This is a genomic window from Ekhidna sp. (assembly GCF_965228795.1).
Classification (GTDB): Bacteria; Bacteroidota; Bacteroidia; order Cytophagales; family Cyclobacteriaceae; genus Ekhidna.
In genome coordinates, this window is record NZ_OZ245839.1 from 579,384 (window position 1) to 600,363 (window position 20,980).

The 20,980-nt window shown below is 39.4% G+C and carries 16 protein-coding genes; 6 read left to right on the plus strand and 10 right to left on the minus strand.

What is annotated here, in order from left to right; genetic code table 11:
- Positions 1–30: 30 nt before the first annotated feature.
- Positions 31–666 (minus strand): DUF6134 family protein, encoded by a 636-nt coding sequence (locus tag ACQK2H_RS02605; RefSeq protein ID WP_425389918.1) that lies wholly within the window; start codon positions 664–666, stop codon positions 31–33.
- A 79-nt stretch (positions 667–745) separates the two neighbouring features.
- Here ACQK2H_RS02605 and ACQK2H_RS02610 point away from each other — a divergent pair, with 79 nt between their 5' ends.
- A complete protein-coding gene (locus ACQK2H_RS02610) occupies positions 746–1,954 on the plus strand; it encodes an alpha/beta fold hydrolase (protein ID WP_425389919.1) in 1,209 nt (402 codons plus the stop codon).
- Positions 1,955–1,977: 23 nt separating this feature from the next.
- Here the strand turns inward: ACQK2H_RS02610 and ACQK2H_RS02615 are convergent, their stop codons facing one another.
- A complete protein-coding gene (locus tag ACQK2H_RS02615; RefSeq protein ID WP_425389920.1) occupies positions 1,978–2,283 on the minus strand; it encodes a hypothetical protein in 306 nt (101 codons plus the stop codon).
- A gap of 88 nt (positions 2,284–2,371) precedes the next feature.
- Positions 2,372–3,103, minus strand: a complete 732-nt coding sequence (locus ACQK2H_RS02620; RefSeq protein WP_425389921.1) for a DUF1835 domain-containing protein — start codon at positions 3,101–3,103, stop codon at positions 2,372–2,374.
- Between the two features lie 138 nt (positions 3,104–3,241).
- Between ACQK2H_RS02620 and ACQK2H_RS02625 the strand changes: the two genes are divergently transcribed.
- Positions 3,242–4,270, plus strand: a complete 1,029-nt coding sequence (locus ACQK2H_RS02625) for a carboxypeptidase-like regulatory domain-containing protein (protein WP_425389922.1) — start codon at positions 3,242–3,244, stop codon at positions 4,268–4,270.
- Between the two features lie 24 nt (positions 4,271–4,294).
- Here ACQK2H_RS02625 and ACQK2H_RS02630 read toward each other — a convergent pair whose 3' ends face one another.
- Genes ACQK2H_RS02630 through ACQK2H_RS02640 form a run of 3 tightly spaced genes read right to left on the minus strand, consistent with a single transcriptional unit; the run spans position 4,295 to position 10,714 of the window.
- Positions 4,295–4,912 carry a lipoprotein signal peptidase gene (locus ACQK2H_RS02630; RefSeq protein WP_425389923.1) on the minus strand — a complete coding sequence of 206 codons (618 nt, stop codon included), beginning with the start codon at positions 4,910–4,912 and terminating at the stop codon, positions 4,295–4,297.
- A 36-nt stretch (positions 4,913–4,948) separates the two neighbouring features.
- On the minus strand, positions 4,949–8,299 hold the full coding sequence (gene ileS, locus ACQK2H_RS02635; protein ID WP_425389924.1) for an isoleucine--tRNA ligase: 3,351 nt from the start codon (positions 8,297–8,299) through the stop codon (positions 4,949–4,951).
- Between the two features lie 18 nt (positions 8,300–8,317).
- Complete coding sequence (locus ACQK2H_RS02640) at positions 8,318–10,714, minus strand: efflux RND transporter permease subunit (protein ID WP_425389925.1); 2,397 nt, start codon at positions 10,712–10,714, stop codon at positions 8,318–8,320.
- Positions 10,715–10,849: 135 nt separating this feature from the next.
- On the opposite strand from ACQK2H_RS02640, the gene ACQK2H_RS02645 reads away from it, so the two are divergent.
- The 4 genes from ACQK2H_RS02645 (at position 10,850) to ACQK2H_RS02660 (ending at position 18,343) form a co-directional block, all read left to right on the plus strand.
- Positions 10,850–12,781 carry a tetratricopeptide repeat-containing sensor histidine kinase gene (locus ACQK2H_RS02645; protein ID WP_425389926.1) on the plus strand — a complete coding sequence of 644 codons (1,932 nt, stop codon included), beginning with the start codon at positions 10,850–10,852 and terminating at the stop codon, positions 12,779–12,781.
- Between the two features lie 30 nt (positions 12,782–12,811).
- Positions 12,812–13,561, plus strand: a complete 750-nt coding sequence (locus tag ACQK2H_RS02650; protein WP_425389927.1) for a LytR/AlgR family response regulator transcription factor — start codon at positions 12,812–12,814, stop codon at positions 13,559–13,561.
- A gap of 135 nt (positions 13,562–13,696) precedes the next feature.
- Positions 13,697–17,881, plus strand: coding sequence for a LamG-like jellyroll fold domain-containing protein (locus tag ACQK2H_RS02655; RefSeq protein WP_425389928.1), 4,185 nt, complete (start codon positions 13,697–13,699; stop codon positions 17,879–17,881).
- A 96-nt stretch (positions 17,882–17,977) separates the two neighbouring features.
- Positions 17,978–18,343, plus strand: coding sequence for a hypothetical protein (locus ACQK2H_RS02660; RefSeq protein WP_425389929.1), 366 nt, complete (start codon positions 17,978–17,980; stop codon positions 18,341–18,343).
- Here ACQK2H_RS02660 and ACQK2H_RS02665 read toward each other — a convergent pair.
- The 4 genes from ACQK2H_RS02665 to ACQK2H_RS02680 form a co-directional block, all read right to left on the minus strand.
- A complete protein-coding gene (locus ACQK2H_RS02665; protein WP_425389930.1) occupies positions 18,340–19,671 on the minus strand; it encodes a deoxyguanosinetriphosphate triphosphohydrolase in 1,332 nt (443 codons plus the stop codon). The genes ACQK2H_RS02660 and ACQK2H_RS02665 overlap by 4 nt on opposite strands.
- Positions 19,672–19,681: 10 nt before the next feature.
- Positions 19,682–19,939 carry a type II toxin-antitoxin system BrnA family antitoxin gene (gene brnA / locus ACQK2H_RS02670; RefSeq protein WP_425389931.1) on the minus strand — a complete coding sequence of 86 codons (258 nt, stop codon included), beginning with the start codon at positions 19,937–19,939 and terminating at the stop codon, positions 19,682–19,684.
- Positions 19,902–20,096 carry a BrnT family toxin gene (locus tag ACQK2H_RS02675; protein WP_425389932.1) on the minus strand — a complete coding sequence of 65 codons (195 nt, stop codon included), beginning with the start codon at positions 20,094–20,096 and terminating at the stop codon, positions 19,902–19,904. The genes brnA and ACQK2H_RS02675 overlap by 38 nt, the downstream gene beginning before the upstream one ends.
- A 116-nt stretch (positions 20,097–20,212) precedes the next feature.
- On the minus strand, positions 20,213–20,980 hold the full coding sequence (locus tag ACQK2H_RS02680; RefSeq protein ID WP_425389933.1) for a zinc-dependent peptidase: 768 nt from the start codon (positions 20,978–20,980) through the stop codon (positions 20,213–20,215).

The following is a 20,980-nucleotide window of genomic DNA, read 5'->3' on the forward strand; positions in this document are numbered from 1 at the left end:
GGTTTAAATTAGAAGAGTAATATACCTGCTTTAATCGACCACTGGTGTGCTGGCGTTAATTCGTTTTTGTTTTATCTCACGAAGTGATTCGTCAGTCATTCTAAAGTAGAACTTAGCAAAATCCCTGGAAACCTTTACTTCAGTGCAAATTCCGTTGACATACGTGTAGACATTTAAGCCATCCGGAGAGTCCAATTCATACTGATTCTCATTGATCTTCTCAAAGGTCAGATATTCACCAAATTGAGGAGAATATACTTTTTGCCCGTCCTGTGGCTCTTCATAGTAAATAGCAGCCACCGAGTATTCAACGCGTTCTTTGAATGTTGTTCTAACTCCATCTAAATCAAGGGTATATTTTTGACCGTCAAACCAAATGGTTGATTTTTTTTGGGTTGAGCCGTTAAGTTGATTGTGAGTGTATTCTTTGATCAGTTGTCCGTATTTATATTCACTGGTAGATTCATAGTCCACCGTGAACGATAGAAGTATTCTGAAGGTAACCTTGCTATCAATTTCATATTTAACAGCATTTTCACTTTCAATACGCTTCACGGTCATATCACCCAATTTTTTGGTGCCTTTAACCACATCATAATAGAGGATTTGTCCAAAAGCTATTTGGGTGACAGTTAATAAAAATAGTATGGTTAAGCTCCTTTTCACTAAATAGAAATCATTAGCTTAATGACACAATTGATGTCAAATTGTTTCCGCATCAAGATAAATCAAAATACATCCAATCATGCGATTTAAAAAAGTAACTTTCAAAAATTCTCAAGGTGAAGAGCTCTCAGGCCGAATAGATTTTCCATTGATTGGGAAACCAAAGGCATTTGTGTTATTCGCACATTGCTTTACTTGTTCAAAGAATCTAAAATCAGTAGATCACATTAGTCATGCGTTCACTCAGGAAGGCATGGCCATTCTTCGATTTGATTTCACGGGGTTAGGACAGAGTAAAGGGGATTTTGCGGATACGAATTTTTCTTCCAATCTGTCAGATTTGAAAGATGCATACGACTACCTGGAGCAACAGTATGAGGCACCACAAATAGTGGTAGGTCATTCGCTTGGAGGGGCAGCAGTTTTACATGTTTCGGGAATGCTGGAAAATGTGAAAGCTGTAGCTACAATTGGAGCTCCATCCACGCCTGAGCATGTAACACATTTACTTGACAATGGAAGGAAAGAATTGGAGGAGAAGGGTGAGGCTGAGGTAAACATTGGAGGAAGGACCTTTAAAATGAAAAAGCAGTTTTTAGATGATCTTGAAAAGAAAGAAAGAGAGGGTGTCATCAAAAACTTAAAGAAGTCCCTCCTGGTGATTCACTCACCCCAGGACAATATCGTGGGTATTGAAAATGCACAGGAAATATATATGGAAGCCATGCATCCAAAAAGCTTTATTAGCCTTGATGGATCAGATCATCTAATGACAAAAGAGTCAGATGCTAAGTATGCAGGATCAATCATTGCCAGCTGGTCTGCAAGATATATTGAAGAGAATGATCCTGAAGAAGCTCCTGAAGGAGAAGTTTGGACAAGGGTGGGTGAGAAAGGATTTACAACAGAGGTGATATCAGGGAGGCATCAGATGATTGCCGATGAACCACCAAGCGTAGGAGGGGATGACTATGGACCCACTCCATATGGTTATCTTTTATCAGGATTGGGCGCTTGTACAGCCATGACGCTAAGGATGTATGCCGATCACAAAAAAATTGATTTAAAAGAAGTAGAAGTAAAACTTACGCATGATAAAGTTCACAAAAAGGATGGTGAAAACAGCGAAAGCTCGAAAGGAAAAATTGATCAAATAAAGCGAAAGATTAAGCTTACAGGAGATCTTACAGATGAGCAGAGAAAGCGATTAATTGAAATTGCGGACAGATGCCCGGTGCATAAAACGCTTGAAGCTAAGCCGGATATTTTAACGGAAGAAATGAAATAGAAAAGCAGCTTTTAGCTGCTTTATTATTCGAAATCTTCCTCCTCGTCGTATTTATCTTCAAACTCCTCTCTTACATCATCCCTTAGGTTTCCGTCATCATCATAATCATCATCTTCGGCGATTAGCTCTTTTGCTTCCGCGACAGTCATTCTTACTAAATAGTATTTTTCTTCTGTCTCAAACGGAAGTCCGCTTTGATATTCACCGTCTTTGTTGACAAACTTGATCAAGTGATCTTTGAAGCCCTCAGGATAAGCCAGTTTGATCTGTTCCTGTATTTCCTGATCAAGTGCTTCAAAAGCTTTCAGTACGCGAGGCTTATTATTCATGAGACTAATGTAAAAATTTTTCAGAAAAATAAAAGCCCGATTTATGCTGCCAGGTACATTTTATCTTGTTTGGATTGAATAAAAATTTTTATTGAGTTTTTAACTCATCAAATATTCGTTTAACCTGTATATCACCAAACCCATAAATAGGTGCTCTTTTTGAAAACTCCCTGAAGACTACTTTAAAGTCCTCAGTTTTTTTCTCCTTCATAATGTCCAGGATGATTTGTGCAGGTTTCCCCAAGCCACCATTCTGTGGATTACGATCAAAATGGGCCTCTATAGCATTCATCACAAATGGGAAATCACTATGGACCTGCACGCCAAGTTTAAGAAGCCGCTCAATATCGTCATTACGATAGGCGAACCACAGAAGTGCAAATTGATTGATATTTATTTGAGTCAGTTTTTTCCTGGTTTTGTAAGCCCTAACTAATCCATCCTTATCCAATCCACTAAACCCATATTCCAGTGAAGTATTGGGCATAACTAAATAGACATTGATGCTTTTCTGGTAAAGCAGACTACAAACGAACCAGAGGTTTGTCTGGCAAAACAAGTCTTCTTCAAACCAAAGGTTTACCTCGCCTTTTTCTATTTGTGTAATTCTGTTTAGTTCAGGGATGGTTTTTTCTGAGTAATCTTCTATCCCGTAGGAATCAGCTATGAAATTTGCTCTGCTCTGAAAAAGTAATTTGAGATCTTTTTCTTTAATTGGCCCTTCAATCATACATTCTCTGGCAACAATGATTTCCCCTTCAATCTCATTGGGAAATTGATCCTTTAATGCATCGCCGTTGAGGATGTGATATTTTTTCAAATTAGACTGATTTGAATTTTTTACTTTTGAATGTTAAAACGAATCTATTGATTTTTATCAAAACATTTCTTTCATACATGATATGCTACTTGATAGCATGTGTTGTGACGTGACTCTCTCAGCTAACCTAAATGCTGTATGAAATATTTACTCAGTATCAAGTTGTTTTTTCTAATGTTAATGACCTCATTCTCCCAGCGGGTGGTAGACGGAATACTTCTTGATGCTAGTAATTCTGAGCCGGTGGCTTATGCTCATGTCATTCTTGCAGACAGTAGTCATGGAACCTTCACAAATTATGATGGAAAATTTCAACTTATAGTAGATCAAATACCAACCGGAATTATAATTAGTCATGTTAATTATGTTCGCCATGAAACGAAAATTGGCAATGAAGTCCGCTTGCGAGTAAACTTAAAGCCCATCGAAAATCAGCTTGAGGATATAGAAATAGAAAGTAAAGTAGATAAGAAATGGAGAAGGGAATACAAGATATTTAGGCAAGAGCTGTTCGGATTGAACCCTCTTTCAGAGGATTGTAAGATACTTAACCCATGGGTGATCGATTTTGAGAGATCAAATGGCTTCACTGCAACAAGTGATGAATTACTGGAGATTTCCAATGAAGCATTAGGTTATATTGTCCAATTCAGGCTCGATGGATTTCAAAAAAAAGGTGGAAAGGTTTCTCTTAAGGGTGAGCCTGCAGATATTAAAGACTTGTCAGAAGACGAAGAAAATCTGGAATACTTCAATCAAGGAAGATATGCTGCTTATAAAGGATCAATTTTTCATTTTATAGCATCGCTATCGGCTGGAGAGCTACCACAAAACGGATTTCAAGCATACCTAATTGGAGAGAATTACTACGATATCAGAGGAGAATCGAACAGGAGGATACAACAAGCTGCTATTCTTGAATTGAAGGAAATAACATCATTTAATAACCCTGAGTTGATAGATTTTAGAGGTTTTCTTCAGGTTATATATACGGATCCAATTAGTCGTGAAGTTGAAATATCCTGGCTCCAATGCTCTGAGCCATTTTCCTTAGATCAAAATGGATATTTAATTGATACCGGACAACTAGTGCAGTATGGCCACTTTGCAAGTGAAAGACTTTCGCATTATCCGATCCAGAATCTTGTTGGGTATTTTGAAAATTAAAGAAATCGACTCGAAAGTTCAAGATTAAGTACTTGCAAGTTGATCTTCAGACTCACTTTCTTCCTTCTTAAAATATCGTTTCTGAAATACTATGATAAAGCATATCGCAACAAATATTGAAGCATCTGCAATGTTGAAAACCGGCCATAACGCCATGTAGTCACCTCCAAGAAGTGGTATCCATTTTGGTAAATATCCTTCCCAGATATCTATATAAAACATATCGATCACCTGTCCATGAAACCATGGGCTTGGGGCATCAAATGGAGCGTTATCAAACCAAATGCCGTAAAAGATTGAATCAATAAGGTTGCCAATAGCTCCTCCAAGAATAAGTGCAATGCAAATAATAAGCCCTGAATTGGCTTTCTGTTTAATCAGGGAGTAGAGGTAATATCCAATCGCAAACATGGCACCAATTCTGAAAACAGTTAAAATCAGCTTGCCGTACTCAAAGTTCAGCTTCATACCGAAAGCCATTCCGGGATTCGTGAGGTAATGAAGCTTAAACCAGTCACCAAAAATCATGATCTGACCCTGAGTGCCCATACTCATATTATAGTGAACGACTACTTTCACTACCTGATCCACGATGATTATAAGAAAGCTTATTAAGAAATATTTGAGTACCTGGTTTTTCATCTATATCCGTTTGTCCACATCAGTGGCAAGTCTGAACTATTTTACAACTTCAATTTTTACATCAATTTCAATGCCGTCAATATCGAACTTTTCTCCTCCACTAGCTCCGTTAGATTCTAGTGATAACGCCTGTGTTTCGGTTTTGATGTAATCAGCAAAATCAGAAAGTGCATTACTCATCATTTCATCTTCAGTAGCATATTTGATCGATATTTTATCCTGAACCTCAAGCCCTTTATCTTTTCTAAGGTTTTGAATACGGTTGACCATGTCCCTGCTTAAGCCCTCTTTCTTTAGGTCTTCAGAAATTGTTATATCAAGTGCTACCGTAAGACCTCCCTCGGAAGCTACAAGCCATCCTGGAATGTCCTGAGAGGTAATCTCTACATCTTCCAATGTTAGCGTGATCTTTTCTCCGTCAGCATCAATCTCAAAACTTCCGTTCTGTTCAATGGCAGCTATTTCTTCTTTTCCGAAGTTGTTGATTACTCCTGAAATGGCTTTCATTTTTGGTCCGTATTGCTGACCTAGTTTTCTGAAATTGGGCTTTATGCTCTTTACCAGGATACCTGAAGCATCATCCACATACTCTACTTCCTTCACATTTATCTCTGTCTTGATCAACTCTTCCACTGCTTCAATCCTATCTCGCACTTCTGACTTTAGAATCGGGATCAACACCTTCTGAAGCGGCTGTCTAACCTTGATTTTTTCTTTCTTCCTTAGAGAATGAACCAATGAAGAAATGTTTTGAGCATAGTGCATACTGTCGGTTAAGGCCTGGTCTATTTTGCCTTCATCAGCTTTCGGAAGCAGGCTTAGATGCACTGATTCGAATTCACTATTACCTTCGGTCAAATTCTTAAAAAGCCACTCTGCATAAAACGGAGCAATTGGGCTCATGAGCTGAGCAGTTGCCAAAAGACACTCATACAATGTTTCGTATGCAGCTTTTTTATCATCATTTAGCTCACTTCTCCAAAACCGTTTCCTTGATAACCGAACGTACCAGTTTGAAAGCTGGTCATTTACGAAATCCTGAATAGCACGGGCAGCTTTAGTCGGCTCATAATCCTCATAGTATGAAGAAACATCCTTGATTAAGATCTGTAATTCAGACATGATCCATCGATCAAATCTAGGTCGATCAGATACTGGAGTAGCTTTACTCAAATCCATTTGGAATCCATCCAGATTGGCATAAAGCGAAAAGAATGAATACGTATTGGTAAGTGTTCCAAAGAATTTGCGTTGCACTTCAGCCACACCATCCAGATCAAATTTCAGGTTGTCCCATGGATTGGCATTGGCAATCATGTACCACCTTGTAGGATCAGCACCATACTTATCCAGTGTTTCGAATGGATTGATAGCATTGCCTAATCGCTTGGACATTTTGTTTCCGTTCTTATCAAGAACGAGCCCATTGGCAATCACATTTTTGTAGGCTACTGAATCATTCAGAAGTACAGCTATCGCGTGAAGGGTAAAGAACCATCCGCGTGTTTGGTCTACTCCTTCTGCAATAAAGTCAGCAGGGTAATTGGCTTTATAGGTTGCTTCGTTTTCGAATGGATAATGCCACTGAGCGTAAGGCATAGCACCAGAGTCAAACCAGACATCTATCAAATCCGGCTCGCGCATCATTTTTTTACCGGAATCACTTACTAGAACCACATCGTCAACATAGGGTCGATGCAGGTCAAAATCTTCCGGAAGGTCTGCATCCATATAACCTGCTTCAGCAGATTTATGTACCTCTTTTTGCAACTCTTCGATGCTACCGATACACTTCATCTCGGTTCGATCTTCAGTTACCCAGATTGGAAGCGGTGTTCCCCAGAAACGGGATCTTGACAGGTTCCAGTCCACCAAGTTTTCAAGCCAATTTCCGAAACGACCGGTACCTGTTGAAGCAGGTTTCCAGTTGATCGTTTTATTCAAATCGACCAGTCGATCTTTTAGTGCTGTCGTTTTGATGAACCACGAATCCAATGGATAGTAAAGCACCGGCTTATCTGTTCTCCAGCAGTGTGGGTAGGAGTGTTCGTATTTCTCTACTTTAAATGCTTTATTGTCTTCTTTAAGCTTGATTGCAATTAAGACATCTGTTGGCTTAAAGTCCGGATCGTTTCGCTCCTCATCACTGTAATACTCTTCCTTCACATATTTTCCTGCAAAATCAGTAACCTCTTCAACAAACTTTCCTTGCTTGTTCACCAGCGGTACGTCCTGGTCTTTTTCATCCTTCACCATCACTGATGGTACTCCTGCCTGCTGAGTGACTCTAAAGTCATCGGCACCAAAAACGGATGCAGTGTGTACTACCCCGGTTCCATCTTCAGTGGAAACAAAATCTCCGGGGATGACACGGAATGCTTTTTCTTCCAGCTCAGGATTCGTCACATATGGCATTAATTGTTCGTATCGAACCTCGACAATATCCGACCCTTTGAATTCCTGATCGATCTCGAATGGAATTAATTTATCACCAGCCGTATAGTCTGCTAGCGAAATGTCTTTTGCTTTATCGGAGAAAAACTTACCTACCAAATCTTTAGCCAGTACCACTGACACGGGTTCGTGAGAATATTGATTAAAGGTTTTCACTTTCACGTAAGTGATCTTCTCCCCAATTGCCAGCGCACAGTTAGAAGGCAGGGTCCAAGGAGTGGTTGTCCATGCCAGAATCCTTACATCTTCAGAGTCTTCATCAAAAAGGAAAGTGGACCTTTCATCTTTCTTGACTTTAAACTGAGCAACAATAGAGGTGTCTTTTACATCTCGGTAGGTGCCCGGCTGGTTTAATTCGTGTGAACTTAATCCCGTACCCGCAGCTGGTGAGTACGGCTGAACGGTATATCCTTTATAAAGCAGCCCTTTATCAAACAATCGCTTGAGTAGATTCCAGACAGACTCGATGTATTCTTTTTCGAAGGTCACATAGGGATTGTCCAGGTCAACCCAGTAACCCATCTGGCGAGTGAGATCATCCCACTCACCCTTAAATTTCATTACCGCCTCCCGACATTTAGCATTGTACTCTTCTACCGAGATTTTTTTGCCTATATCGTCCTTGGTAATTCCAAGTTGCTTTTCCACCTGAAGCTCCACAGGGAGTCCGTGTGTGTCCCAACCTCCTTTTCTCTTTACCTGATAACCTTGAAGGGTTTTGTATCTGCAGAAAATATCCTTTACGGTACGTGCCATCACATGGTGAATGCCGGGGGTACCATTGGCTGATGGTGGGCCTTCATAAAAAGTGAATGTGTCTTTGCCCTCTCTGCTACTCACAGATTTTTCAAAAATCTGATTCTCTTCCCAAAATTTCAGGATGTCTTTGGCAATTTCTGAGTAGCTGACTTTTTTAAATTCAGGATATTTCACGGTCCTCAAATACTTAACTTAAACTGCGTTATTACTATTATTTTTTGACTCATCGTCATCATCGTCGATTCCCTCGGCCAATTCAGGAACGCTTTCAATCAATGGGTGACTTTTTTTATTTCGCTTACCGCTATCAAACTGCAGGATTAATGCCGGCAAGACTACCACATTGGTGATCATCGCGAAAAATAATGTGATCGAAGTAAGTTTACCCAATGCGATGGTTCCACCAAACTCGGAAAGAACGAAAATGATGAATCCAAAAAACAGGATGATAGATGTATAAATCATACTTGATCCGGTTTCTCGTATACTCTTACTGATCGCTTTTGATACATTAAAATTATTAGCAAAAAGCTCCTGGCGATATTTAGCAAGGAAGTGGATAGAATCATCTACGGAGATTCCAAATACGATACTAAAAATCAAGGCAGTACTTGGTTTGAGGGGAATGCCAAAATAGCCCATAATACCTGCGGTTACCAGTAGTGGTATAATATTAGGGATGATCGATATGATGATCATTTTTAAGTTTCTGAATAACAATCCCATGATCACAGCGATTATGAAGAAAGCAATGATCATTGAAGTAAGGAGGTTTTCAATGAGGAATTTATTCCCCTTGATAAACATCAAAGTCGTTCCGGTAAGGTTGACGTCCATTTTAGAATCTACGAATATGGAGTCGATCTTAGGAGCGATCACACCATTTACCAATGAGTCTAATCGATTCGATCCTATGTCTGCGATTTTCAGGGACACCCTTAAATAACGGCTTGTAGAATCAACAAATGACTGAGATATATCTTCTGTTTCACCTTCACTCAGGTATCGCATGATAAATGCCATATCCCTATTGGTAGGAAGAGAGTAAAATGCGGGGCTCTGATTGTAAAAAGCCTGACGTGCTGCCTTGGCAAAACTCACCACCGAAACAGGCTGTGAAATATAATCAATGGATGAAATAAAGTTTTCAAACTCATCGATCTTTCTAAGGTTTCTAAGATTTTGAACTCCTTTTTTTGCTCCCGTGTCAATAATAATCTCAAGTGGCATAATGCCACTGAAGTTTTCTTCAAAAAAGTGAAGGTCTTTTTTCAAAGGACTGTTCTCGGGGATGTCATCAACCATGTAAGAAACAGCCTTGATTTGACTAAGACCGTATGCTGAAACACCAGCTACAATTATGGTGACAATAAAGATTGCCGGTCTTAATTTGTGAACAATGACATCCAGCCACTTGATAACAGCATCCAGCATTTTGAACTTAAGGTGCTTCAAATGCTTTTGAGAAGGCGGCTTATAAAGTGAGAATACTCCAGGTATTAGAATGATACTTACCACAAATGTGGCCATGATGTTAATACCGGCTACTATTCCAAATTCTACCAACACATTGATTTGTGTGGTAGCCAATACAAAGAATCCAACCGCTGTGGTAAGATTAGTAATGAATGTAACCACACCAATTTTTCTGATGATCCTACTTAATGCCTTCATCTGATCACCATGCTCACTGAATTCATGGTGATACCTGTTTAGCATGTATACACTGTTTGGAATCCCAATTACAACAATGATTGGAGGGATTAGACCCGTGAGTAAGGTAATTTTGTATTCCAGCAAGGCCAATGTGCCCATCACCCAGATGACGACTACACCAATAATGATCAGTGGAAAGAAGACCGCTTTAAATGACCTGAAGAATAGGAAAAGAATGATGCCTGTGACAATCAAAGACAACCCAAGGAACATGTTCAGTTCTGCCTTGACTTTGCTCGTTGTGATTGATCGTGAATAAGGTAAACCCGCAAAGTGGACGTCTACACCACTTTCTTCTTCAAATCTCTTGCCTGCATCAATAATGCTATTAACCAGTTGGTCTCGATTCTTGGAATTAAGGACTTCTTTTCTGATGGTGATCAGAATTAATGTGGCACCATTGTCGGAATTGATCAGCTGACCACTGTAAAATTTCAGACTGGCAGCACCTTGTAAAAGGCTATCTAGTTCATCTTGTGTTTCCGGGAACCCATCAAAAATTGGCTTTAATTCAAAGGCTCGTTTTTGATTGTTTTTTTCCAACTTCTGAAGGTTAGGTAGTCCCAGAACATTTCTTATACCTTCTTGTGCTTCTAGCTCGTAGGTTAGATCACTGAACTTCTTGAAGGTTTCAAGCTTGTAGATAGCGCTATCCTTAACCCCTATGGCCATGATATTTCCATCTTCACCGAAGGTCTCCCGAAACTGCCTGAAGTAGACCATGTCCGGATCTTTTTCCGGAACAATATTCGCCAGGTCATAGGACCATTTGATGTTTTGAGATTTGTAACCCATAAACACCGTCACTATAGCCAAAAGGACCATGAGCGTGACGCGAAAACGGAGGATTGTATGAGCGAGCTTAGACCACATAATAAAATAGTGCGCAAAGGTAATGAACCTACTCTTAGGGGCAAGATTTTCAGGGAGTTATCAGCTTAACAAATATGAATCGTGAGTTGAGGTTAAGGTAAATTGGTAAATTGTTTCAATTTCCAAGCATATCGAATGAGACTGACTTTAATAGTTGCGTTTTTAGCCATATTCCATTTTTCGAAATCACAAGATCCCGATAAGCTTCTTAGAAAGATAGATTTTATGGAAACAAATGATCCCGATTCCATCAATCTATACTTTCAAAGAGTATTCAACGTAGCTGAGGGCAGGTCTGATTTCTCTTTAAGAGATAAGGCCATCATTAAGCATGCTGGAGTATTATTGTTATTATATAAATATGCAGATGCAGATAGTTTGATAAAACTTATAACCACACCTCTGGAAATAGGAGATCAGGTGGAGTTACACCGTATAACGGGAAATATCCTAAGTGAACAAAATCAAAATGATGAATCTTTAAAAGAATTCTATGCTGCCCTTGATTTAGCCAGAAAGAACAATTTAGTTGAATTAGAGCCAGAAATATATTTTGACCTGGCAGCAGTAGTCAGAAAGAACAATGACCTCAAAACAGTAACTAAATATTATAGATCTGCACTGAACCAAGCAATAAAGCTAAGTGACATAGACCTTGAAGTTAGAGCAAATATCCAGTTATGCAAGGTTTATAATGGATGGATTGTTTTGAATTTAGACTCATCAGTTTACTACGGTGAGAGAGCGATAGCTCTTGCCCAAAAAGCAAAGTACGAGTATGGTTATGCACATGCTCTTTCCATGGCTGCCGCTCCTTTTATCAGAGTTGGACAAAATCAAAGAGGAATCCAGTTATCACGAGAAGCTTTGAGTTATGCTGAGAAATATGACTTCCCCTTGATTACTAAATATTACCTCACTGCAAATCAAGGATTTGCTTTCAAAAACCTTAAAATGTATGATTCTGCCCTATTCTATATGAAAGAAGCAGGTAAAATACGATCTGGTAGTCTGGATTATCCAAGGCTGAAATACCAGGTATTGAAGGCACAAGGAAAATACAAAGAGGCTATTGAGGCCCTTGAATACTACTCACAGAAAACAGATTCAATCCAGCGAAGTAGGAATGTGTCTAAGTTATCCTCTATGCAGGCAAGATATGAAGCAAACCTAAAGGAGGAGGAGCTTAAGGCTGAAAAACAACTGACGAGTCTTCAACAGTCAAGGTTAGATCAACAGCGCTATTTAATCATTGGGATGGTGGTTATTGTTTTTCTTCTTGTTTTTGCACTTGCGCTTGTATTTCGTCAGAGAAAACTTAAAAAGCAAAAAACACTTTCTGATCTGGAACTCGCAGAAACCCAAAAGCTCCTTGATCTGGAGCGTCAATATAGGGCTTCAGAGTTGAAAGCTTTACGTTCCCAAATGAATCCACACTTTGTGTTCAATGCATTGAATTCTATTCAGGAGTACATCATGACAAATGAACGCAAACTTGCAGGAAAATATCTGGGAAAATTTGCCGATTTGATGAGGATCTATCTTCAACATAGTCAGGTAAAATCAGTAACCATACGTGAAGAAACGGAGGCGCTAAATCTATACCTTGAACTGGAAAAACTGAGGTTTGAAGATTCGCTTACCTATTCAATTAATATTGGAAATAGAGTAAATACAGAGCAATTAATTCCATCTCTACTTTTACAGCCATACGTTGAAAATGCAGTGAAGCATGGACTGCTTCATAAGGAGTCTGAAAGAGTTTTAACAATTAATATAAAATCCGATCAAGGGAATGTTCTAGTTTGTGAGATAATTGATAATGGTGTGGGTAGAAAGAAATCTCAGGAGATCAACAAAATGAGAAACCCCGGACATAAATCCTTTGCCACACAAGCAACCACCAGTAGGCTTGGACTTTTAAATCTGGATAGGGAACAACCAATTGAGGAAGAAGTATTGGATATGACTGATGATAAAGGCGATCCTGAAGGGACTAAAGTCATCATAAGAATACCAATGACTATGGAAGCCCAGAATGACCTTTCGGAAGTTGGAACACAGTAAGTAATTGACTGAATATATTTTTGATTTGCAATGAAGGCAGTGATCATCGATGATGAAGAAAAAGCGAAAAGACTCCTAAGAGTTTTGGTGGAAGATAACTGTCCGCAAATAAAAGAACTTAAAGAAGCCAGCAATCTTCCGGAAGGTGTAAGGCTTATCAATGAATTTCAACCTCAAATTGTATTTCTGGATATAGAGATGCCTGGGTATTCCGGCATTCAACTACTTGATTTTTTTGCCCCTAGTCAAATTAATTTTGAGATCATTTTCACAACAGCTTATAGTGAATATGCGATTAAAGCATTTCAACTCAACGCGATTGATTATCTGTTAAAACCTCTTCGTGATGAGCAGGTAGCACAGGCTGTCGAGAAGGCCTGCGTACATCATGGCAAATCACAAGTGAGTGAGAGACTTGAGGAGTTAAGGAATACGCTAAAGTCTTCTAATATTAGAAAAATAGGACTGCCGGTGGCCGATGGAGTACTATTTGTGAAGTTTGACGATATCGTTTTATTAAAAGCAGACAGGATGTACACCGAAGTACATTTAACGGATAAAGACCCAATCCTTGTTAGCAAACCCATGAAATTTTTTGAAGACATGCTCATGGATGCCAAAGAATTCTATCGACCTCACCGATCTTTTATTATAAACCTAAGATTCATCAAGCAGTATGTCACCCAAGATGGAGGGTACATCATTATGGATAATGATGAAAATGTCAGTATCTCCAGGGATAAGAAAGATGAGTTATTTAAAGTCATGCAGAATGTCTGATTCAGATAAATGATTTGATCATGGTTGGGTTTCTAACCTTCATTTTCGGAAAGCCAAAGCTTCCATTCGGAAGTTGAACCTTATAAGTACTTATTAGTCCCTGCAATTTTGATCTAAGCCTTAAATAAGATCAAAATGAAAAAATTACTCGTTACCATTACTATTCTATTTTCTATTCAATGCTATTCTCAATGTTCCGTCAATGCGGTGGTTGAAGAAGATTTTAGCGCATCAGATGCATGTTGGAATTTGGCTGGCGGAGCTTATGTCAGCAGCGGTGAATTGAGAATGTGGCCATCTGGAAACTTTGAGCAAGTAGCAGTACTACCAGCTGTAAATAATGCTCAAGGTGTATTAACACTTGATGCACGCAGATTTAATTCTTTCTTTGGAGCAGGTACAATTGATGTTGGAACAATGCCTTGTCCCACCTGTTATCCGTCATTTCAGACGATCACAAGTTTTACTCCTACAGAGACAGTACCTACCAGTTACACCTTTGATCTATCGAGCTATACCGGCTCCAATCAATACATCGCATTGCGATCTCCAGGGTATAACTCCGGAGGTCGTGCAAATTTTGATAATGTGTACTACAGAAGTCAGTGTGCTTCAAGTACAGGAGCGACCGCTATAACTAAAAATATCACCGTTTTTCTTGATGAGGAAGGCCAGGTGACAATTACTCCAGAAGATGTAGATGATGGTTCTGCAGATTCTTGTGGGGATCCTGTTACACTAAGCCTGGATGTTTCATCATTTACCTGTGATGATTTAGGAGATAATACAGTATCGCTTACTGCTGAAGATACTGAAGGAAATTCTAATTCAGCTAGTGCCACAGTTACTGTAAAGCCGACAATTTTATTCGCTGAGACAGATCTTTATCTTGATGAAACCGGCAGTGTGACAATTGCAATTGATGATATCGATAAAACAGGTTCAAGCATATGTTCGGCAATTGCCTATACACTTGATCAATCAACTTTTGATTGTACCGAGACAGGATTTCATGATGTGAACATTACAGCAACCTATGGCTCGGGTTTAACTCATACCTCTTCTATGAGTATAAATGTTTATGATAGTACAAGCCCAGCAATCAATGCCCAAAATATAACGGTTCAACTCGATCAAACTACTGGAGTTGCTGAGGCTACTACAGCAATGATAGATAATGGCACTGAAGATAATTGCTCATCAAGCCTGGATCTATCTTTATCTCAAACTGTTTTTACTTGTTCTGATCTGGGCGAGAATACTATCATGTTTTTCGCTGAGGATGAACATGGGAATGTCTCATCAACTGAGGTGACTATTACTGTTAATTCAATAATTGAAGATGAAACAGTAACTGCTGCTCAAACAGATTTTTGCGTGGATGGAAGCACAGGAACAACCATTTCCATTGCTTCATCCGTATCTGGAATCGATTACTATTTAAGAAATAGTGAAGATAATTCCATCGTGGATGGCCCAGTAACCGGCACTGGAGCTTCACTCGATTTCAGTACAGGGAACCTCTCAGAGACAACCACATTTAATGTGTACGGAGAATTGAATTCTACTGAATCAGTAGATAGTAAGGGACTTGCCGTTGGCAGTTTTACTGGCACAAGTAGCTATGTGGAAATACCTAATTCAGAATCACTTCGCTTAGATGAAAACTGGACCATAGAAGCTTGGGTTAAGCCAATGGAAGGCAATCAGTTTTACAGCATTGTTGAGACCTACAATGCCAGCGGAGGATATATATTGAGGACAACTACTTCAGGGTTTTTTCAGGCTTTCGCTATGTTCAGTTCGGGCAGCTTCCACACCGTTACTTCAAGTACTCCTTTGGTAGATCAGCAGTGGAACCATGTTGCAGCTTCTTTCAATGAAACCACCAATGAGCTCAAGATTTATATCAATGGTGTTTTAGATGCAACTAACGCTAATGCTACAATTGATCAACGAGGAAGCACACACACGATCAAGTTAGGAGCAAGAGGAGATGATAATCAAATCAATCAGGGAATATATCAGGATGAGGTTAGGATCTGGAACGTTGAACGATCAGCTCAACAAATCAGTGATGCTAAAGACATTAGTTTATCTGGAAGTGAAAGTGGTCTGGTTGCATACTTTGATTTTGATGACCTCACATTTGAAGCATCCAATATGGTGCTACCTGATCGCTCATCATACAACAATGATGGTACTTGGAAAGGAACGTATAGCACCTCAAACTTAATAGAAGGAGTGACAACAACATCTTCATCTACTTGTGCTGTTCAAATGTCAACAGAGGTAACCATAGGGGACAACACCGCTCCTACAATTGCATTCCAGAACATCACCGCTTCATTGGATGGTTCAGGACAAGTCACAATTGATCCGTCTGATCTTGATAATGGATCAACCGATAATTGCACGTCTCAGACGCTGGAGTTTAGCCTAAGTCAAGATACATTTTCTTGCGAGGAACTAGGCGCTAATACAGTCATGTTTAGGGTTTCAGATAGTGCCGGCAATATCGATTCCGTAGAAGTTGTAATAACGGTAGAGGATTCTGTTGCACCAACAGCATTGGCTCAAGATATTAGTTTAGCGCTTGATGCTTCCGGGAATGCATCCATAGTAGCCTCAGATGTAGATAATAATTCCTCTGATAATTGCGCAGGATCACTCACATATTCTTTGAGTAAATCAAGTTTCACGTGTTCTGATATAGGTGAAAATGAAATTACGCTAACTGTAGCGGATGGATCAGGCAATGAGTCTTCTTCATCTGTGACAGTTACGGTTGTTGATGCAATTGCTCCTACAGTACAAGCTTTACCAAACTTCGATCTGGTGCTTGACAATACTGGCATGGCAACTCTGTCAGTATCAGACCTTGATAATGGATCATCAGATAATTGCACATCACAAGCAAGTTTAATCTTAGCTCTTTCACAAAGTGAATTTTCATGTGATCATCTCGGCTCCAACTCTGTGGTCTTTTCAGTGGAAGATGAAAGTGGAAATACTGCTTCAAGTACCGTAACAGTAAATGTGATTGATAATGTTATACCAACAGCAATTGCGCAGAATCTTGACGTTCAGCTTAATGAAAACAATGAAATCGAAGTTCTTGCCTCAGAAGTGGATAATGGGTCATCGGATAATTGTAGTGGATTAGTTTTCGAAATATCCAGATCATCCACAACAAGTCGTTCGACCACTAATACAAGCAGCATTACATTTACTGAAAGCGATTTAGGGCCAAATGAAGTCCTGCTTACAGTGACCGATAATTCAGGGAATTCAGCTAGTGCGACAGCAACTGTTACTGTTTTAGAGTTTAAGCAAGCGCAAACAATAACCTTCAGCCAGATCAATTCAAAAACGTACGGAGATGTCTCCTTCGAATTATCAGCTTCGTCTACTTCCGGTTTGGCTGTAAGTTTTAATGTTGTAAGTGGTCCTGCTTCATTAAATCAGAATGAATTGACAATTAGCGGAGCTGGTATTGTTACCGTTAGCGCTACACAAAATGGTGATGATACATTTGCGGCAGCTGAAACAGTTCAGCAAAGTTTTGAGGTTGTAAAAGCCTCCTTGACAGTTTCTGCGGACAACCTAACCATTACCTATGGTGATGAAATACCTGAATTAACGTTGACTTATGCTGGATTTGTGGATGGAGAAAGTGAAGCGAATCTGGAGGAGGTGCCAGTTGTGGTTGCGAATCTTGGAATTCAGGAAGGGCTGACAGGAGCAGGTGTTTATGATATCATAGTTTCAAATGGTGCTTCTAGCAATTATGAATTCACATTTGAAAATGGAATTTTAACAGTAAACAAGGCGGATCAGGTGATTACTATTGAGCCGATATCCGACAAAGAACCAACTGATGCACCGTTTGAAATAATCGCAAGTGTGGATTCCGGTTTACCTCTTAGCTTTACTGTAACCGGTCCTGCAACAATTGATGGCACTACCATAACCCTCAATGGTACTGAAGGAACAGTAACAGTAATTGTTTCTCAAGGTGGAGACAGCAATCATAATGAAGTTTCAGAGACTCTGGTATTCAATGTATCTGTTCCTTTATCAGTTGGAGATCTTGCAAACGAGTTAACTATTTATCCTAACCCTACTGCCAGGTACCTCAACATTGAATTATCATCAATTACATCTATAAAATTCTTCTCTCTCGATGGAAAATTGAAAAAATCAATAATAGATGCAAAGGGGAGAATTGATATTTCTGACTTAGCTGAGGGATCGTATTTATTGGAGGTGATCAACAAAGACCACCGGTATTTAAAACGTATAATAAAAGCAAACTAAGGCAGCATAAGCTTAGGCTAATGCGAGGCGATTTCCGAGGGGGATCGCCTTTTTTATTTTAAGTGCGTATTTTTAGTATCTCTTAAACCGATGACCATGCCCAAAATCTTAATCAAATCAGTCCAATGCACCACTCCCGATGAAATCGACAAGGATGAAATGTATCTAAAGATGAATGATCACAAAATCTGGCCTGAAGGCGAGCGATACCATCGAGTAGATACTGGCGATGTGGAAGAAGTGAATATGGTTTTGGATGTGAACGAGGGGTGGAATGAAATAGAAGTTTGGGACTATGATTTTGTAAGTCTAAATGACAAGCTTGGTGTATTTAAATTTAAAGTAGATGATACGCCTGGTAAATACTCTACTACAATGACGCTACTTGAAAGGGATAGCACTGCCAGTTATATGCTTTTTTGGGAGATTTTAGACAAAGACGGTAAGTCAGTAGATGACTAAACAGGCAATCGATACCCTTTGATGGTCTTATACAATCGTACGGCATGTGAATCTGTAAGCCCACTGATGAAATCAATCACAATTTGAAGCGCTTCATAAACAGAACTGACAGACTTCAATTGTACCTCGTATTCTTCCGGCAATAATCTTAAAATGGACTTATGTTTTGGAAGAGGCTGATCAAAATTCTTAGCATAAACAGCCGTGGCGAATGACTCTATCAGGTTATCAATGACTTCATATCCACCCGCTTCTTTTTCCAGTACGAGCTTGGATCGGTAAATTTTTTCAATCGAGAGCTCAATGATTTTCTTCATCGCTGGTGCAGATGGGATCAAGCTGGTAAGGTCTGTATCGAAAGAACCATCCAACATGGCTTCTTCATGATTAATAAATGCTTCTGAGCATTCTTTAATTAATTGTCCGATCGCCATTGCACGAAGTGTACCGAGCCTTTCATGCTGTGATGGTATTTTTTGAACTTTATCTTCTGAGTAGGAATCCCCGATTATTTCAGCCAATAACTCTTTAACAGTCTCAAATGGAACCAAGCCAAGTCTGCACCCGTCTTCCAGGTCAATGATGTGGTAGCATATATCATCTGCAGCCTCAACTAAAAAGGCAAGTGGGTGTCTGCACCATTTATTCTCACCCAGTGATATCAAGCCCATTTCATTGGCCATTTCGTTAAACAGCTGCGCATTGCACTGATAATAGCCAAATTTCTTTTGACTTTTTCGATCCTTCTCCTTTTCACTTGAAGAGCTTAATGGATACTTTGTAAAGGCACCCAATGTGGCGTAGGTTAGCTTCAAGCCTCCATTTCCTTTGCCGTTTAATATTCTTAAACCTTGTGCATTCCCTTCAAAGGTGATTAGATCCTGCCACTCAGCATCAGAGACTTTATCCTTGAAAAATAAGCCAGCCTCATTGGTTAAAAAGAAAGATGAAATACTGTCTTCTCCGGAGTGACCAAATGGTGGATTGCCCAGGTCATGCGCTAGACAAGCTGCTCCTACTATTCCGCCAAAATCATTAGCCGTGTATCCTTCTTTCGTGATTTCAGGGTGTTTTTTCAGTAAGTAATTTCCGGCATTCTTTGCAAGAGATCTGCCAACCACTGAAACTTCCAGACTGTGCGTGAGACGTGTGTGAACAAAATCATCTTCCGGTAGTGGAAAAACCTGGGTTTTGTCCTGAAGCTTCCGAAAAGGATGCGAAAAAATAATTCGATCGAAATCCTGCTCAAACCGGCTTCTGGTTTGATCGTGTTTCACTAAATCTGTTTCACCGGGTCGCTTGTGTGAAAGAAGTTGAAGCCAATTCATGCGAGCAAAACTACATCTCTTCAGCTTTTTCTTGCTTCAGTCTGTCTGCAATAAAAAATTTGATTACACTTTGCCTGGTAACGCCCAATTTCTTTGAAACATCATCTAGCTGGTTGACCATCCAGGCCGGAAAGTCTACGCTGACACGTTTAGGTTTGTTATCCCCTAATCGCTCAGCTTTTTCTAAATCAAAATATTGAAGGATACCTTCTTCTCCGTCATCGAATTTTTTATCTAGTTCTTCTACTGATATATAATTTTTTTTCATTTTTTCTGGACCTCCTAACTGATATTAAACGAATTTTTTCATTTCTATGTGTAAATATTGCTGTCCATTCTTTTTTGCCAACTTTACCTATTAGTAACTTCCTATCCTCTCCATGATGAGTTGAAGGAATTGTGTATCCAGCTTCGTCTTCCCACAATTTCTTCGCCTCTTCAAAATCGATTCCGTGTTTTTTCTTATAGAAGCACTTTTTGCAGGATCAAATTCGAATTTCACACATTAAAGGTACAGAAATAGCATTAAAAAGCTTAAAAACTAAGCATTTTCCAGCAATAAGGGATCTTGCCGAAGTAGTCGACAAAGTGTGCGATAGGTTTTCGGATGCTTGGAGTTGAACTCAATAGGACGCTCGAAGAAGTTCTCAACCGCCACCGCAAAGAACTCTTCGTTATTGGTAGCACCGTACTTCCTAAAAAAAGTTTCAACACCATCCTTAATCTCTTTCATCGTATGCTTTGCTCTGGCTTCCCACTCTTCAAGTATTTCATGATTCAGAAAATTGTAATCTTCATTCATGATTCGATTTTCTAATCGTAAGGCATGAGCCATTTCATGAAGTCCGAGATTTCTCCCATCAGGCTCCAAATAGCCTTCTACAAAATCTTTCCAAGACAGTACAATGGATTTAGCCCTGGGATTGACCTCCCCTTTGTGCTGCTGCTTATTGGTTTGGCTGTAAAACGATTCAGGATACACTAAAATATACCGAAACCAACTGAGGTTGACCTTAGGAAAACCGAAAGTAAGCTGGATAGCAGAAGCAGAAATCAGGACTTTCATCTCCCACGTTATATGCTCCATCTGACGTGGGATGAATTTTTTTGAACTGATAAATAAAGCCACCCTTCGTTCAAAGATCTTCTTTGATTTTGGAGGCAGCTTTTGATAAAACTCAAAATTGGTTTGAAGGAATGCTTTGTGTTTTGCATTTAGAAAAAATGCCGGAAAAACACTCCCAGTTTTATGATAGCGATTTACAAATCGAGCGATCAGAGGAATTAAGAGTAATAGAAATACCTCCAA

Coding starts and splice junctions, on each gene's coding strand:
- ACQK2H_RS02655 (WP_425389928.1), top strand. CDS start 13,697: ATGAAAAAATTACTCGTTACCATTACTATTCTATTTTCTATTCAATGC.
- ACQK2H_RS02615 (WP_425389920.1), bottom strand. CDS start 2,283: ATGAATAATAAGCCTCGCGTACTGAAAGCTTTTGAAGCACTTGATCAG.
- ACQK2H_RS02625 (WP_425389922.1), top strand. CDS start 3,242: ATGAAATATTTACTCAGTATCAAGTTGTTTTTTCTAATGTTAATGACC.
- ACQK2H_RS02610 (WP_425389919.1), top strand. CDS start 746: ATGCGATTTAAAAAAGTAACTTTCAAAAATTCTCAAGGTGAAGAGCTC.
- ACQK2H_RS02645 (WP_425389926.1), top strand. CDS start 10,850: ATGAGACTGACTTTAATAGTTGCGTTTTTAGCCATATTCCATTTTTCG.
- ACQK2H_RS02660 (WP_425389929.1), top strand. CDS start 17,978: ATGCCCAAAATCTTAATCAAATCAGTCCAATGCACCACTCCCGATGAA.
- ACQK2H_RS02640 (WP_425389925.1), bottom strand. CDS start 10,714: ATGTGGTCTAAGCTCGCTCATACAATCCTCCGTTTTCGCGTCACGCTC.
- ACQK2H_RS02650 (WP_425389927.1), top strand. CDS start 12,812: ATGAAGGCAGTGATCATCGATGATGAAGAAAAAGCGAAAAGACTCCTA.
- brnA (WP_425389931.1), bottom strand. CDS start 19,939: ATGAAAAAAAATTATATATCAGTAGAAGAACTAGATAAAAAATTCGAT.
- ACQK2H_RS02665 (WP_425389930.1), bottom strand. CDS start 19,671: ATGAATTGGCTTCAACTTCTTTCACACAAGCGACCCGGTGAAACAGAT.
- ACQK2H_RS02630 (WP_425389923.1), bottom strand. CDS start 4,912: ATGAAAAACCAGGTACTCAAATATTTCTTAATAAGCTTTCTTATAATC.